Source organism: Phenylobacterium sp., from assembly GCF_036402295.1.
GTDB lineage: Bacteria > Pseudomonadota > Alphaproteobacteria > Caulobacterales > Caulobacteraceae > Phenylobacterium.
In genome coordinates this window covers 1-13,766 of record NZ_DASWTE010000126.1, presented here as the reverse complement: position 1 = coordinate 13,766, position 13,766 = coordinate 1, and the positions used below count along the sequence as shown (strand labels likewise).

General features: G+C 70.9%; 15 protein-coding genes and 1 pseudogene. 13 read left to right on the top strand and 3 right to left on the bottom strand.

Features of this window, described 5'->3' with window-relative positions; translation table 11 throughout:
• Positions 1–395: pseudogene (locus tag VGD44_RS07855) on the bottom strand (DNA topoisomerase IB); the annotation flags it as partial.
• Between the two features lie 73 nt (positions 396–468).
• On the opposite strand from VGD44_RS07855, the gene rlmJ reads away from it, so the two are divergent.
• The 6 genes from rlmJ (at position 469) to VGD44_RS07825 (ending at position 5,844) form a co-directional block, all read left to right on the top strand.
• On the top strand, positions 469–1,299 hold the full coding sequence (gene rlmJ / locus VGD44_RS07850) for a 23S rRNA (adenine(2030)-N(6))-methyltransferase RlmJ (RefSeq protein WP_331085616.1): 831 nt from the start codon (positions 469–471) through the stop codon (positions 1,297–1,299).
• 69 nt (positions 1,300–1,368) lie between these two features.
• The gene (locus VGD44_RS07845) at positions 1,369–1,866 is read left to right on the top strand and encodes a hypothetical protein (RefSeq protein ID WP_331085613.1); all 498 of its coding nucleotides are present in this window, start codon (positions 1,369–1,371) and stop codon (positions 1,864–1,866) included.
• 40 nt (positions 1,867–1,906) lie between these two features.
• Complete coding sequence (locus tag VGD44_RS07840) at positions 1,907–2,467, top strand: sugar transferase (protein WP_331085618.1); 561 nt, start codon at positions 1,907–1,909, stop codon at positions 2,465–2,467.
• A 137-nt stretch (positions 2,468–2,604) separates the two neighbouring features.
• Positions 2,605–4,626 (top strand): AsmA family protein, encoded by a 2,022-nt coding sequence (locus VGD44_RS07835; protein ID WP_331085611.1) that lies wholly within the window; start codon positions 2,605–2,607, stop codon positions 4,624–4,626.
• Positions 4,627–4,676: 50 nt separating this feature from the next.
• Positions 4,677–5,171, top strand: a complete 495-nt coding sequence (locus VGD44_RS07830) for a cytochrome c (protein WP_331085609.1) — start codon at positions 4,677–4,679, stop codon at positions 5,169–5,171.
• Position 5,172: 1 nt separating this feature from the next.
• A complete protein-coding gene (locus tag VGD44_RS07825; RefSeq protein WP_331085607.1) occupies positions 5,173–5,844 on the top strand; it encodes a cytochrome b/b6 domain-containing protein in 672 nt (223 codons plus the stop codon).
• On the opposite strand, the gene VGD44_RS07820 is transcribed toward VGD44_RS07825, so the two are convergent.
• On the bottom strand, positions 5,841–6,173 hold the full coding sequence (locus VGD44_RS07820; protein ID WP_331085605.1) for a hypothetical protein: 333 nt from the start codon (positions 6,171–6,173) through the stop codon (positions 5,841–5,843). The genes VGD44_RS07825 and VGD44_RS07820 overlap by 4 nt on opposite strands.
• A gap of 172 nt (positions 6,174–6,345) precedes the next feature.
• On the opposite strand from VGD44_RS07820, the gene VGD44_RS07815 reads away from it, so the two are divergent.
• From VGD44_RS07815 to VGD44_RS07800, 4 genes are all read left to right on the top strand, one after another.
• The gene (locus tag VGD44_RS07815; RefSeq protein WP_331085603.1) at positions 6,346–7,101 is read left to right on the top strand and encodes a hypothetical protein; all 756 of its coding nucleotides are present in this window, start codon (positions 6,346–6,348) and stop codon (positions 7,099–7,101) included.
• A 53-nt stretch (positions 7,102–7,154) separates the two neighbouring features.
• Positions 7,155–8,312: an L-lactate dehydrogenase gene (locus VGD44_RS07810; RefSeq protein WP_331085601.1), complete on the top strand. Its 1,158-nt coding sequence runs from the start codon at positions 7,155–7,157 to the stop codon at positions 8,310–8,312.
• 125 nt (positions 8,313–8,437) lie between these two features.
• Positions 8,438–8,614 carry a hypothetical protein gene (locus tag VGD44_RS07805; RefSeq protein WP_331085598.1) on the top strand — a complete coding sequence of 59 codons (177 nt, stop codon included), beginning with the start codon at positions 8,438–8,440 and terminating at the stop codon, positions 8,612–8,614.
• Between the two features lie 25 nt (positions 8,615–8,639).
• On the top strand, positions 8,640–9,344 hold the full coding sequence (locus tag VGD44_RS07800) for a phosphatase PAP2 family protein (protein WP_331085596.1): 705 nt from the start codon (positions 8,640–8,642) through the stop codon (positions 9,342–9,344).
• Here the strand turns inward: VGD44_RS07800 and VGD44_RS07795 are convergent.
• Positions 9,341–10,621, bottom strand: coding sequence for an amidase (locus VGD44_RS07795; RefSeq protein ID WP_331085594.1), 1,281 nt, complete (start codon positions 10,619–10,621; stop codon positions 9,341–9,343). The genes VGD44_RS07800 and VGD44_RS07795 overlap by 4 nt on opposite strands.
• Positions 10,622–10,783: 162 nt before the next feature.
• Here VGD44_RS07795 and VGD44_RS07790 point away from each other — a divergent pair, with 162 nt between their 5' ends.
• From VGD44_RS07790 to VGD44_RS07780, 3 genes are all read left to right on the top strand, one after another.
• Complete coding sequence (locus tag VGD44_RS07790) at positions 10,784–12,184, top strand: AMP-binding protein (RefSeq protein WP_331085592.1); 1,401 nt, start codon at positions 10,784–10,786, stop codon at positions 12,182–12,184.
• 41 nt (positions 12,185–12,225) lie between these two features.
• Positions 12,226–12,996, top strand: coding sequence for an SDR family NAD(P)-dependent oxidoreductase (locus VGD44_RS07785; RefSeq protein ID WP_331085590.1), 771 nt, complete (start codon positions 12,226–12,228; stop codon positions 12,994–12,996).
• Positions 12,996–13,766: CoA transferase (locus tag VGD44_RS07780; protein WP_331085588.1), on the top strand; the 771-nt coding region annotated here is incomplete at its 3' end. The genes VGD44_RS07785 and VGD44_RS07780, both read left to right, overlap by 1 nt.

Here is a 13,766-nt window from a genome sequence, read left to right as displayed (position 1 = left end):
TCGCGGGGCAGGCCGCGGCGGGCCAGGTCCTCATCCACCCGCCGGCGCAAGCGGGGCAGGGCGCGGCCGAAGGCGATCAGGCGATCGTACTTTGAGCTGTCGCGGGTCTGCCGCCAGCGCGGGTGATAGCGGTACTGCTTTCGCCCGCGGGCGTCGCGGCCCACCGCCTGGATGTGGCCGTTGGCTCGGGGGCAGATCCAGACGTCGGTCCAGGCGGGCGGGATCACCAGGCTGCGGATGCGCTCCAGCGTCCGTTCGTCGGTGACGGGCCGGCCCTTGGGGTCGAGATAGTTGAAGCCGTGGCCGCGGGCCTTCCTGCGACGGATGCCGGGGTCCGTGTCGGAGACGTAGGAGAGGCCCTCGGGGAGCGGCTCGGCGTTCGTATCCTTCGGCATCCCGGCCCTCTCCACTGGCGGGGCGGCAACGTGGTATGGCCACGCCGGTTCCTCCCGCAGCCCTTGGATTCGCTTGAACTATCGCCATGCCTTCCACGCCGGGAACTTCGCCGATCTGGTGAAGCACGCCGGGCTCCTGCGCCTGCTGTCCGAGCTGACCGCTTCGGGCGGGCCGCTCATGGTGATCGACACCCACGCGGGGCGGGGCCTCTACGACCTGGGCGGGCCCGAGGCGAAGCGGTCGGGGGAGGCGGAAGCCGGCGTGCTGAAGCTGCGGACTGCAGGGGACGCGCCACCCGAGATCGCGCCGCTGCGGAAGGCGGTGGCCGACCTCAACGGCGGCGGAGCGATGCGGCGCTATCCGGGGTCGCCCTGGCTGATCGCCGAGGCCCTGCGGCCCGGCGACCGCTACATCGCCTGCGAGCTGCGCGGCGAGGAGCACGAGGCGCTGCAGGCGGCGCTGAAGGGCCGCGGGCCCGCCGTGCGCACGCTGAACGCTGACGGCTATGCCGCCGCGGTGGCCGAGTGTCCTCCGAAGGGCCGGGTGCTGGTGCTGATCGATCCGCCGTTCGAGAAGGCTGACGACTATGCGCGCGTCGTCCAGACGCTGGCGGCGCTCCGGCGCAAAAACCCGGCGGCGCAGGCGCTGGTCTGGCTGCCGATCAAGGACCTCGAGACGCTCGATTCCTTCCTGCGCGACCTGGAGGACGAGGTGAGCGCGCCGATGCTCGTCGCCGAAGCGCGCGTGCGACCGCTCTCCGACCCGATGAAGATGAACGGCTGCGCCCTGGTGCTGGTGGACGGGCCCGACCTTTCGCAGGCGTTTGCCGCGATTTGCGGCTGGGTCGCCGCGGCTTTGGGCGATGGCGGCGCGGCCAAGGTCTACCCGCTTTCGCCACAATAATTTCGCAACTGCGAAGCCGACGCGCGTGTTACGCTGCAGCGCACAAACCTCTGCCGCAGGAGCCCCCCCATGGCGTCGTTCGAACTCCCCGAAATGCCTGACACCCGGCTGTCCCCGCAGCTCCTCGTCGGCGTCGCGTCTCCGCTCTGGGGCTATTTCGGCGCGGCCGCCATGGGCGGCGTCGCCTACTGGTGGATGACCCGCTGGACCCAGCCGGCCAACCTCGAGGCGCTGTTCGGCAGGGTGTCCGAGGCCATGACGGCGCCGGTCGCCGAGGCCGCCGCGGCCGTAACCGAGATCGCCGAGGCTGCGGCGGAAGCTCTGCCGGAGATGCCGGTGGGCGGCGAATCCGCCCCGATCAGCCCGGCCGTCGAGGCGCTGGCGCCGCCGGAGCCGGAACCGGTTCCCGAGCCGGTCGTGGAACCGGTCGTGGAAGCGGCCCCAGAGCCCGTCGTCGAGACGCCGCCCGAGCCCATGGTCGAGGCGACCGCCGACCCGCTGCCCGAGCCGGTCGCCAAGCCGCGGGTGGCGCGCAAGTCGCCGCCGGCGAACGGCCTCGAAGCCTGACGTGGCGCTTCAGCCGGCTCGGCGCTAACAACGGGCGGTGCTGAAGCGGGTCTTCGACATCCTGGTGGCGCTCGCGGGCCTGGCGATCGGCTGGCCCGTACTATTGGCGCTTGCCCTGGCCGTGCGGCTAACCAGTCCGGGGCCTGCGATCCACTGGTCGCGCCGGGTGGGCCGCGGCAACCGCATATTCGCTATGCCCAAGTTCCGCACCATGCGTACCGACACGCCCGACGTGGCGACGCACCTGCTGGAAGACCCCGGCCGCTGGATCACACCCATCGGCCGGTTCCTGCGCAAATCCAGCCTCGACGAGCTGCCGCAGCTGTGGAGCGTGCTGGTGGGCGACATGAGCCTGGTGGGGCCTAGGCCGGCGCTGTTCAACCAGGACGACCTGGTGGCGCTGCGCACCGAAGCCGGCGTGCATCGCCTGCGGCCCGGGGTGACCGGCTGGGCGCAGGTGAACGGCCGCGACGAGCTGCCGATCCCTGAGAAAGTGAGGTTGGACGCCGAGTATCTGGCGCGCCAGTCGTTCGGCTTCGACCTGGCGATTATCGCCGCCACGGCGCGCGCGGCGGTGACCGCGCGGGGGGTCAGCCACTAGCGGCGGGGCAACGGACCCGGACGCCATGCGTTGTGGGCCGCGTGAGCGAACAGCCCGTCCAAAGTCCTAGTCCCGGACGCCGTCGCGCGCCCACCCGCCGTGAGCAACCCGGCGCGCGCCGCCCCCTGCGCTCCCGGTTGACGCGGCCCCACTTCACGCCGCCGCACCTCTCGCCGCCGGCGAAGAAGGCGCTGGGCTGGACCGGCGCGGTCCTGGTGGTGATCGCGATCGCGGTCGCCATCCTCATCGCCATCTGGGACTGGAACTGGTTCCGCGGCCCGCTCGAGCGTATCGCCTCGGCCCGTATGAACCGCCAGGTGAGCATCGCCGGCGACCTCAACGCCGACATCTGGTCGTGGCGGCCCAGCGCCACCGTCGACGGCGTCGCCATCGCCAATCCCGCATGGGCCGGCCCGGGCAAACTCGGGACCATCGACCGCCTGCGCGTGCGCATCCGCCTGGTCCCGCTGCTGTGGGGCAAGGCCGACATCCGCGTGCTGGCCGTCGAGCGGCCGAATTTCAGCCTGCTGGCCGACAAGCAGGGCCGGAAGAACTGGGACTTCTCGGACGGGCGGGTGCGTGAGCCCATGAACCTGCCGCCCATCCAGCGCTTCCTGATCCAGGACGGGCGGCTGAAGTACCTCGACGCCCGCCGCGACGTGCGCTTCGAGGGCCTGATCAATGCGCGCGAGCAGATTGGCGCGAACAACCGGGGCTTCGAGCTGATCGGCCGCGGCACGATCAATGGCGCGCCGTTCCGCGCCGAGGTGGTGGGTGGCCCGCTGCTGAACATCGAGCGCGACAAGCCCTATCCGTTCGACGCAGACATCCGCGCCGGCCGCACCTTCATCACCGCCAAGGGTGCGGTGCCGAAGCCGTTCGACCTGGGTCACTTCTATATGGACACCACGGCGCGCGGCCCCGACCTGGCCGAACTGTTCCCGCTGACCGGCGTGGCCCTACCCAACACCCCGCCCTACAACCTGCGCGGCCGCCTGGTGCGCGACGAGCTGCTTTGGAAGATCGACAACCTGGGCGGCCGGGTGGGCGACAGCGACCTTGCGGGCAAGCTCTCGGTAGACACCGCCGACGAGCGGCCGTTCCTGCGGGCCAACCTGCGCTCGCGCAGCCTGGATTGGGACGACCTGGGCGCGGCGTTCGGCGCGGCGCCCAAGGCCGGCCCCGGCGAGACCGCCTCGCCTGAGCAGGCGGCGGTGGCGCGCAAGATGGTGGCCCAGCAGCGGCTGCTGCCCGACACGCCGCTGGACGTCAGCCGCATCCGGGCGATGGACGCCGACGTCACCTACAAGGCGCTGTCGATCCGCGACACGCCGATCAAGCTGAGCTCCGGCGAGGTGCGGGTGCGGCTCGATAAGGGCCTGCTCAAGGCGCAACCGATGCGGCTGGACCTGCCGCGCGGGCGAGTGGAAGGCGGCGTGACCTTGAACGCCCGCAACGCCGTCGCCCGCACCGATCTCGACCTGCGGCTCTCGAACTCCCGCATCGAGACGATCATCCCGCTGAGCTTCCAGGGCGGCACGCCGGTGACCGGACCCATGGTGGGTCGCGCCAAGCTGACCGGGTCGGGCAACAGCGTACACGCCGCCTTTGGCAGCGCTGACGGCGAGGTGACCGTGGTGGCGCCCAATGGCGAGATCCGCAAGGCGATCGCCGAGCTGATGGGCGTCAACGTGATCAAGGGCCTAGGCCTGCTGAACAAGAAGGACATGACCCCGATCCGCTGCGGCGTCGCCAACTTCCAGACCCGGGGCGGCGTGATGCGCGCGGACAACATCGTGCTGGATACCGGCCCGGTGCTGGTGAAGGGCAGCGGGACGGTCAACCTGGCGACCGAACGCGTCGACCTGAAGTTCCGCGGCCACGACAAGAAGTTCCGGCTCATGCGCGTCCTGCTGCCGATCACCGCCAAGGGGCCGATCATGGCGCCGAAGATGGGTGTCGAGCCGGGGGCGGCCATCGCGCAGGGCGGCGCGGCGCTCACCCTGGGCTCGCTGCTCTCGCCGCTGGCCGCGATCCTGCCGTTCGTCGACCCCGGGCTGGCCAAGGATGCGAACTGCGCCGCGCTCATTGCCGAGGCCAAGGCCGACGGCGCGCCGGTCAGGAGCGTGTCTTCGAAGGCGTTGACGGCCAAGCGCTGACGCCTTCAATCTCCACCGCCAAAGTGGGGATCGAGAAGGTAGCGGCCATGATGAGCAAGGGTGCGGCGTTGGCCGCGGCGATCGGGATCGGAGCGGCGATCGCCGCCGGAGGGGCCTTCGCCCGCGACGACAAGATGCCCGCCAACGCCAGTGCGGCGACCAAGGCGGCCTATGCGCGGCACGAGAACTTCGAGAAGCTCGGCGCGAACTTCAAGGCGCTGAACGACGAGCTGAAGAAGAGCTCGCCCGACAAGGCCGTGCTGGCCTCGAGCGCCCGCAATATCCACTCGCTGGCCGGCGCGCTTCCCACCTGGTTCCCGCGCGGCAGCGGGGTGCAGGCGCGGCCGATGAGCGAGGCCAAGAACGAGATCTGGACCGACGCGGCGGGCTTCACGGCGGCGGCGTCAAACATCCGCGCCGAGGCCGGCAAGCTGAACACCGTCGCGGCCGGCGGCGACATCGACGCCATCAAGGCCCAGGTCCGGCCGACGTTCCAGGCCTGCAAGGGCTGTCACGAGAAGTACCGGCAAGAGAAGAAGGGCTGAGGTGGCCGAGCCTGCGTCGGGCGCCCGCTACAAGCTTTGGGACGGGCCGGTCCGGCTCGTCCATTGGCTGCTGGTCGGCCTGCTCGCATTCTCGTGGTGGGCCTCCGAGGACCACCTGAACTGGCACCGCTGGAGCGGCTACACCATTATCGGGCTGGTGCTGTTCCGCCTCTGGTGGGGCTTCGCCGGCGGCGGGGCCGCTAGGTTCGCGAGCTTCGTGAAGGGGCCGCGGGCTATCCTCGCCCACCTGCGGACTGTCGGCCGTCGGGACGGCTCTGACGTACCGGGCCACAACCCGATCGGCGCGCTTAGCGTGCTGGCGTTCCTTGCGGTGCTGCTGGTGCAGGTGGGCACCGGCCTGTTCGCGGTGGACATCGACGCCTTCGAGGCCGGGCCGTTCTCGGACCGGGTCAGCTTCGAGGTGGGCCGGCAGATCGCCGAGATCCACGAGCTCAACTTCCGCATCCTGCAGGGCCTCGTCGTCCTGCACGTGGTGGCGGTGCTGTACTACCTGGTTTGGAAGCGCACCGACCTGATCCTGCCAATGATCACGGGCAAGCGCGCGCTGCCCAGCGACCCCGGGCTGGCCGGGGCGCCGTGGTGGCGCCTGATCCTTGGCGTCGCGCTGGCGGGCGCGATCGCCTGGGCGTTGTCGAAGGGCTTCCGCTTCTAGCTGCGGTCGGCTGCGTCGCGCAGCGAGTTGAGCCAGGCGTCTTCGCGCAGCTTCTCGGCCTCGCGCAGCCGGGTCTCGGCGTCGCGCACGGCGGCGTCGTGCTTGCGCCACTCTGCGACCGCGCCCTCGCGCGCGGCGCGGGCGGCCTCCAGCGTCGGGTAGCGGGCGAGCACGGCGCGGGTGGAGTAGTTCACCGGCGGGCCCACCGTCTCGCGATCGGGGTAGAAGCCCGTGATCGAATCGTTCGTCTCGCTGTCGATGTGGAAGACATCGGCCCAGCCCGCGTGGTGACGCATCAGGGCCCAGGGGCGTTCGATCCGGTCGCTCACCAAGTGTCTCCGTCGAAGGTGTCCGATTCCGCAGCGCGCGGCTTGCCTCCTGCCTTTAGCGCGACCCACCGCCGCGTCCAACGCCGCGATGAGGTTTTTGACTTCCATGGCGCAGCGTCAGCATGAGAAAGCAGGGCCATTGATTTGATCCATTCCCAGTGAGCTTCCGATTTTGAGCAAGATCACCATCGGCCGCCAATTCTGCGGCCCGCCGAACTCAGGCAATGGCGGCTACGTGTGCGGGGTCCTCGCGAAGGGCCACGAGGGGCCGGTGACGGCGGTGATCCGCGCGCCGGCGCCGCTCGATGTGGAGCTGGACCTCCGAGCGCGCGACGGGGCGAGCGTCCTGACCGGCGCCGAGGGAGCGGTGATCGGACAGGGCGGCCCGGCGACGCAGGATTTGCCAGAGCCGCCGGTGGTCCCGACGTTGGCCGAGGCGCGCGCGGCGATGGCCGGCTACATCGGCCACAGCCAGCGGGTTCACCCGATCTGCTTCACCTGCGGGAACGAGCGGGGTGAGGGCGACGGCCTGCGCGTGTTCCCCGGCCAGCTCGCGGGCGCCGAGACGGGTGTGATGGCCTGCACCTGGACGCCGCACGCCGCGTTCGCCGACGCCGAGGGGACCGTCGCGTCGGAGGTGGTCTGGGCGGCGCTCGACTGCCCCGGCTTCTTCGCCTGGGTGGAGAGGGAAGGGCGGCACGGCGCGCTGCTGGGCACCATGACGGGCGAGGTGCTGACCTCGCCCCGCGCCGGGGAGGAGTATGTGGTCCTGGCCTGGCCGATCGCCCGCGAGGGCCGCAAGGAGACCGCCGGCGTGGCGCTGATCGATGGCGAGGGCCGGGTGCTGGCGCGCGGACACCAGGTGTGGATCACCATGGCGCCCCGGGTTCCTACGGCGGCGCCGGTAGGCGAGACAGTCTCCGCCTGACTTGCGCCCCCGCATCGAGCGCTCCACAACCGCGTAGGCGGGGAGGGCCTTGGATGCGGGCGGCTTCGGTTTCCGACTATCGTGAGCTGGCGCGGCGCAGGCTGCCCAACATCTTCTTCGAATACATCGACGGCGGCTCGTACGCCGAGGAGACGCTGCGCCGCAACGTCGCCGATCTGGAGGCCATTGCGCTCCGCCAGCGGGTGATGCGCGACATGACCAAGATCGACATGTCGGTCGAGACGCTGGGTCAGACGCTGAAGATGCCGGTCGGCCTCGCGCCGGTCGGCATGGCCGGCATGTACGCCAGCCGCGGCGAGGCCCAGGCGATCCGGGCGGCGACGGCGGCCGGAGTGCCGTTCTGCCTGTCGACGGTGGGCGTCTGCTCGATCGAGGAAGTCGCGGCGGCCGCAAAGAAGCAGGGAGGGACCCCGCCCTGGTTCCAGCTCTACATGCTGAAGGACCGCGGCTACATGCGCGAGCTCCTGGCGCGCGCCAAGGCGGTGGGCTGCCCGGTGCTGGTGTTCACGGTGGACCTGCCGCTGCCGGGGTCGCGGTATCGGGACATGCGCTCGGGGTTCACCGGCGGGACGCCGCTGCAGACGATGATGACCCAGGCGTGGGAGGGCGTCTCGCATCCGGCGTGGACCTGGGACCTCTTCGCGCGCGGCCGGCCGCACACGTTGGGAACGGTGCAGGACGCCGTGAAGGGAGGCCGCCGCGTCACGGACTTCCTGGCGTGGATCTCACGGAACTTCGACCGCTCGGTCACCTGGAAGGACATCGACTGGGTGCGCGAGAGTTGGGACGGCCCGATCGTGGTCAAGGGCGTGCTCGATGTGGAAGACGCCCGCGCGGCGGTGAAGGCGGGCGCGCAGGGTCTGGTCGTCTCGAACCATGGCGGTCGCCAGCTGGACGGGGTGCGCTCGTCGATCACGGCCCTGCCGAAGGTCGCCGACGCGGTGGGCGGCGACCTGGAAGTCTACATGGACGGCGGCGTCCGCTCGGGCCTGGACGTGCTGAAGGCGCTGGCGCTGGGGGCCAAGGCCTGTTTCGTCGGCCGGCCCTGGGCCTGGGCGCTGGGGGCGGGCGGCCAGAAGGCGGTGGAGAAGATGCTGGACACGCTGCGCGCGGAACTGGCGGTGGCGATGATCCTCACCGGCTGCACGGATGTCCGAAGCGCGGGCCGGGAGCTGCTGGATCGGGACTAAGCGCCCTTCGCCGTAATTCGCCTGCCGCGCGTGCGCGATTCCGCGATGACGCGAAAGCGATTGTGCAGTGCGAAACTGTTTGCTTTGCTCGCGAGTTAGAACCCGCCGGATATCGGAGGACGGGTATGCTCGAGAGTAAGTCGTTCGCTTATTCGCTCAGCCATGACGACGACGTCTGGCGCTGGAGCGTCTACGACGAGGATGGTGTGACCGTGGCCGATGGCGTCCACGCGACCCAGGCCGCCGCGCAGGCCGCCGTGGAACAGACGCTGCGCCGGGCCGGCGAGGGACTGGCGGCCTGAGGCCCACACCGGGTAGCGTCGGCGGATGATCGAAATCCTCCGCCGCTTGTGGCAGTTCCTGAGACGGTTCGAGGCGCGGGTCCTGATCGGGCTGATGCTGGCGGCCGCGGCGCTGCTGTCGTTCCTCGAGATCGCGGACGACATGGCCGAGGGCGACACCAAGGCCATCGACAGCCGGCTGATCCTCGCCCTGCGCGAGCCGGGGGACCTCAACGACCCGATCGGCTCGCGGACCGTCGAGGAGGCGGTGCGGGACATCACCGCGCTGGGCGGCACGACGCTGGTCGTGGTGGTGACCGTGGTGTCGGTGCTGGCCTTCATCTTTCACAAGAAGGGCGTCCACGCGCTGGTGATGGGCGGGGCCGTGCTGGCTGCCTGGGCCTCCAGCCAGTTCACCAAGGCCCTGTTCGGTCGCCCGCGGCCCGACCTCGTGCCGCACGACGTCTATGTCTATTCCGGCAGCTTCCCGAGCGGGCATTCGACGATGTCGACGGCGGCGTTCCTGACACTGGCCATGCTGATCGCCAGCCTGGAGATGAAGCGGCGCAGCAAGGCGCTGGCCTATGTGCTTGCGGCGCTGGTCGTCGTGGGCGTGGGTTTCAGCCGCGTCTACCTGGGCGTCCACTGGCCCAGCGACGTGCTGGCCGGCTGGTGCCTGGGCGCGGGCTGGGCGCTGGTGGGGTGGCTGGCGCTGCGGCTGCTGGGCGGGCAGACGCGCGGCGTGGGCTAGGCTTCGAACCCGCTGAGGTCGGGCGAGCGGCCTTCCCACCCCGACACTTTCTCGAAGGCCGCGCCCAGCGCCACCACTGCGCCTTCGTCGCGGGGACGGCCCAGGATCTGGAGGCCGACCGGCAGGCCGCCGTCGGTGAGGCCGCAGGGGACGCTGATGCCGGGCAGGTCCAGATAGTTGGCGGCGCGGGTCAGCCGGCTGAGCGGCGAGGTCGTCTCGTCGATCGAGTCCAGTGGCGGAGCCGGGATCGGGCAGGTGGGCGAGAGCAGGCCGTCATAGGCGGCGAGCCAGGCGTGGAACTCGGCCTGGCCGGCGGCGCGCTCGGCGTGGACCTCGGCCAGGCGCGCGTCGGAGACGTCGCGGCCCACCTCGAAGCGGCGGACGATCCAGGGGTCCATGACCTCGGCGTGGGCCTGGATCCGGTCCTTCCAGATGCGCCAGCCCTCGCCGGCCATCAGCAGGCCGTTGGGTGTGAAGGAGGCCTCCAGCGCCTGCGGCGGCTGGACGACCTCGATGACGAGCCCGGCGCCGCGCAGGCGTTCCAGGGCCTCGAGGTAGAGGCGGCCGACCTCGGGATCCACCTCGCCCAGGTCGTCCAGCGGGATCGCGGCGAGCCGGCGGCCGCGCACGTTGGCAGTCAGGGCGTGCTCGGCGTCGAAGGGGCCGCGGACCGCCGTGCCGCCATCCGGGCCGGAGATCACGGCCAGCGCGCGGGCGGCGGTGGTGACGTCGCGGGCCAGCGTACCCACAGTGTCGAGGGCGGGGCTGAGGGGGTGGACGCCGCGCAGGCTGACGAGGCCGCGGCCGGGCTTGAGACCCACCACGCCGCAGGTGGCGGCCGGGATGCGGACCGATCCGCCGGTGTCGCTGCCCAGGGCGACGTCGCAGAGGCCGGCGGCGACGGCCACCGCAGAGCCCGACGAGGAGCCGCCAGGGGCGCGGTGGACCTTGGCGTCCCAGGGGTTCCAGGGCGCGCCGACCGCTCGGTTGGTGCCCCAGCCCCCGTAGGCCAACTCGACGGTGTGGGTCTTGCCGACCGCGGAGTAGCCGGCCTGCAAGAGGCGCTCGACGACCAGAGCGTGGTGTGTGGGGTTCGGGTCCAGCGGCACGCGCGCGCCGCCGCCGGTGGGGACGCCGGCCACGTCGAACAGGTCCTTCACGGCGAGGGTGGGCCCGTCGTCGTCCTCGCCGAACAGGGGCGGATCGAACACCTGCACGAACGCCTTCAGGCGGCCGTCGTAGCGGCGGATGCGGGCAAGGGCTTCGGCGGGAGTCATCCTCCCTCCCTTAATGGGGAGGGACAGCTCGCGAAAGCGAGCAGGGTGGGGCGGTGCGGGTCGGAGTGCGGAATGGCTGACCGGACCTCGGCGCCGCGCCCGGTCGGCGCCGCCCCACCCTGGCCGCTTTCGCGGCCTGTCCCTCCCCATTAAGGGAGGGATATGAACCTCTACGACCTCCTCGCCAGCCGCTTCCCGGCCGACCGTTCCAAGCCGTGCTTCCTGCTGAGCGACGGGCGCGCGGTCAGTTACGGCGAACTGGAGGCGGGCGCGGCGCATGTGGCCGGGCGGCTGGCCGCCGAGGGCGTGCAGCCGGGCGACCGGGTGGCGCTGCAGGCCGAGAAGTCGCCCGAGTCGATCATGGTCTATCTGGGCGTCCTGAAGGCGGGCGCTGTCTACCTGCCGCTGAACAGCGCCTACACCGCCTCCGAGGTCGACTACTTCCTGGGCGACGCGGAGCCGAAGGTGTTCATCACTGACCCTCCGGCCTGGGTGGTGGAGGCGCGGGCGCACGCGCCGATGGCGGCCAGCGTGGCGCGCGCCGAGGGTGACCTCGCTTCGCTGATCTACACCTCGGGCACCACGGGCCGGTCGAAGGGCGCGATGCTGAGCCATGGGAACCTGGCGGCCAATGCGCTGGCGCTGCACGAGGCGTGGGGGTTCACGTCCGACGACGTGCTGCTGCACGCGCTGCCGATCTTCCACGTCCACGGCCTCTTCGTGGCGCTGCACTGCGCGCTGCTGAGCGGCTGCCCGATGGTGTGGCTGCCCAAGTTCGCCGACGCCGAGGTGCTCGCTGGCCTCGACCGGGCGACGGTGATGATGGGCGTGCCGACGTTCTACACGCGGCTCCTGGCCAGCCCGGGCTTCACCAGGGCCAAGGCCGACGGCGTGCGGTTGTTCATCTCGGGCTCGGCGCCGCTGTTGCCCTCGACGTTCGCGGAGTTCGAGGAGCGCACCGGCCAGCGGATCCTCGAGCGCTATGGGATGAGCGAGGCGGTGATCATAACCACCAACCCGCTGGACGGCGACCGGCTGGCCGGCTCGGTCGGCTACCCGCTGCCCGGCGTCGAGCTGCGCATTGGCGGCGGCGATGAGACCGGGGTTATCCAGATCCGGGGGCCCAGCGTGTTCTCGGCCTACTGGCGGATGCCCGAGAAGACCGCCGAGGAGGTCACCGCCGACGGCTTCTTCATCACCGGCGATGTTGGACGCCAGGACGCCGACGGGCGGGTGTGGATCTCGGGCCGGGCCAAGGACCTCATCATCTCGGGCGGCTACAACGTCTATCCCAAGGAAGTGGAGCTGGTGCTGGACGAGCTGCCGGGCGTCACCGAGAGCGCGGTGATCGGGGTGCCGCACAAGGACTTCGGCGAGGGCGTGGTGGCGGTGGTGATGGGGAAGGGCGACGAAGCCGCCATGATCGCCGAAGCGCGCCACCAGCTCGCGGCCTACAAGGCGCCCAAGCGGGTGGTGTTCGTGGACGAGCTGCCGCGCAACGCCATGGGCAAGGTGCAGAAGAACCTGCTGCGCCAGACGTACGAACACTTGTTCGAAAGCTAGCCATCGGGGCAAGGTCCCGCTCCAACGAACGTGAGGATGCGATGGACCTGCAGCTCAAGGGCAAGACGGCGGTGATCACGGGCGCGAGCCGCGGCATCGGCTGGTCGATCGCGGAGTGCTTCGCCGACGAGGGCGCGAACGTCGCGATCTGCGCGCGCAACGCCGACCAGGTGGCCGAGGCCGTGAAGAAGCTGGAGGCCAAGGGCGTGAGGGCGTTCGGCCAGGCGGTCGACATCGCCGACGGACCGGCGATCAAGGCGTTCGTGACGAAGGCCGGCGAGACGCTGGGCGGCATCGACGTGCTGGTCTCCAACGCCAGCGCCCTGGTGCAGGGCAACGGCGAGGACGCTTGGCAGGCGATGTTCGACGTCGACGTCATGGGCGCGGTGCGGACGTTCGAAGCGGCCAAGCCCTTCCTGGAGAAGGCGGCGGCGGACAAGGGCGACGCGGCCTTCCTGATCACCTCCTCGATCTCGGCGGCCGAGGCGGACAACCCCAACTCCTACGGCGCGATGAAGGCCGCGCAGATCCACTACGCCAAGGGCGTGGCGCGCGAGTGGGCGCCGAAGAAGGTTCGCTGCAACGTCGTCTCTCCCGGAACCGTGTTCTTCGAGGGCGGCGTCTGGGGGAACGTGAAGGCTGGCATGCCGGCGTTCTTCGAACAGATGATCAAGCGCAACCCGACCGGCCGGATGGCGACGCCGGAGGAGATCGCGGCGGCGACCGTGTTCCTGGCGAGCCCGCGCTCGGCGTTCACCACGGGCATCAACATGGTGGTCGACGGGGCGATCTCGCGTCGGGCGAACTTCTGATGGCAGGCGCGCTGGCGGGCCTGCGCGTCCTCGACTGCACCCATGTGATCGCCGGCGCGTGGTGCTCGATGGTGCTGGCCGACCTGGGCGCCGACGTCGTCAAGATCGAGCCGCCCAGCGGGGAGACCACGCGGGGGCATCCGGGCGCGGCCTTCCGCGCCTTCGACTTCGTCAACCGCAACAAGCGGGCGATCGCGCTGGACCTCACCACCGAGGCCGGGTCGGGCGTGGTGCGCAAGCTGGCCGAGACCGCGGACGTGTTCGTGGAGAACTACCGGCCGGGGTCGCTGGACCGGATGGGGCTGGGCTATGCCCAGCTGTCGGCGATCAATCCACGGCTGGTCTACTGTTCAGTCTCGGGCTTCGGCCTGGACGGGCCCTACCGCGACCGCGGCGGCTTCGACCTGATCGCCCAGGCCATGAGCGGGATCATGAGCTTCACCGGCGAGCAGGGGGCCGAGCGGCCGGTGGCGGCGGGCGTGCCGCTCTGCGACCTGAACGCCGGCATGTTCGCCGCCGTGGCCGTGCTGGCGGCGCTGCAGAACCGCGAGCGGACGGGTGAGGGGCAGCACGTGGAGAGCTCGCTCCTGGAGTCGGCGCTGGCCTACACGGTCTGGGAGACGGGCCTCTACCTGACCACCGGTGAGGTGGCGAAGCCGATGGGCACGCGCCACCGGCTGACGGCGCCGTACCAAGCCATGAAGACCGGCGACGGCTTCATGGTGGTGGGCGTGAACAACCAGCGCCTGTGGCTGCGGTTCCTGGAGGCC

Bases quoted from the DNA above. Each gene is read 5' to 3' on its own strand.
- VGD44_RS07845 (WP_331085613.1), top strand. From the start codon at position 1,369: ATGGCGTCGTTCGAACTCCCCGAAATGCCTGACACCCGGCTGTCCCCG.
- VGD44_RS07830 (WP_331085609.1), top strand. From the start codon at position 4,677: ATGAGCAAGGGTGCGGCGTTGGCCGCGGCGATCGGGATCGGAGCGGCG.
- VGD44_RS07810 (WP_331085601.1), top strand. From the start codon at position 7,155: ATGCGGGCGGCTTCGGTTTCCGACTATCGTGAGCTGGCGCGGCGCAGG.
- VGD44_RS07805 (WP_331085598.1), top strand. From the start codon at position 8,438: ATGCTCGAGAGTAAGTCGTTCGCTTATTCGCTCAGCCATGACGACGAC.
- VGD44_RS07800 (WP_331085596.1), top strand. From the start codon at position 8,640: ATGATCGAAATCCTCCGCCGCTTGTGGCAGTTCCTGAGACGGTTCGAG.
- VGD44_RS07795 (WP_331085594.1), bottom strand. From the start codon at position 10,621: ATGACTCCCGCCGAAGCCCTTGCCCGCATCCGCCGCTACGACGGCCGC.
- VGD44_RS07790 (WP_331085592.1), top strand. From the start codon at position 10,784: ATGAACCTCTACGACCTCCTCGCCAGCCGCTTCCCGGCCGACCGTTCC.
- VGD44_RS07785 (WP_331085590.1), top strand. From the start codon at position 12,226: ATGGACCTGCAGCTCAAGGGCAAGACGGCGGTGATCACGGGCGCGAGC.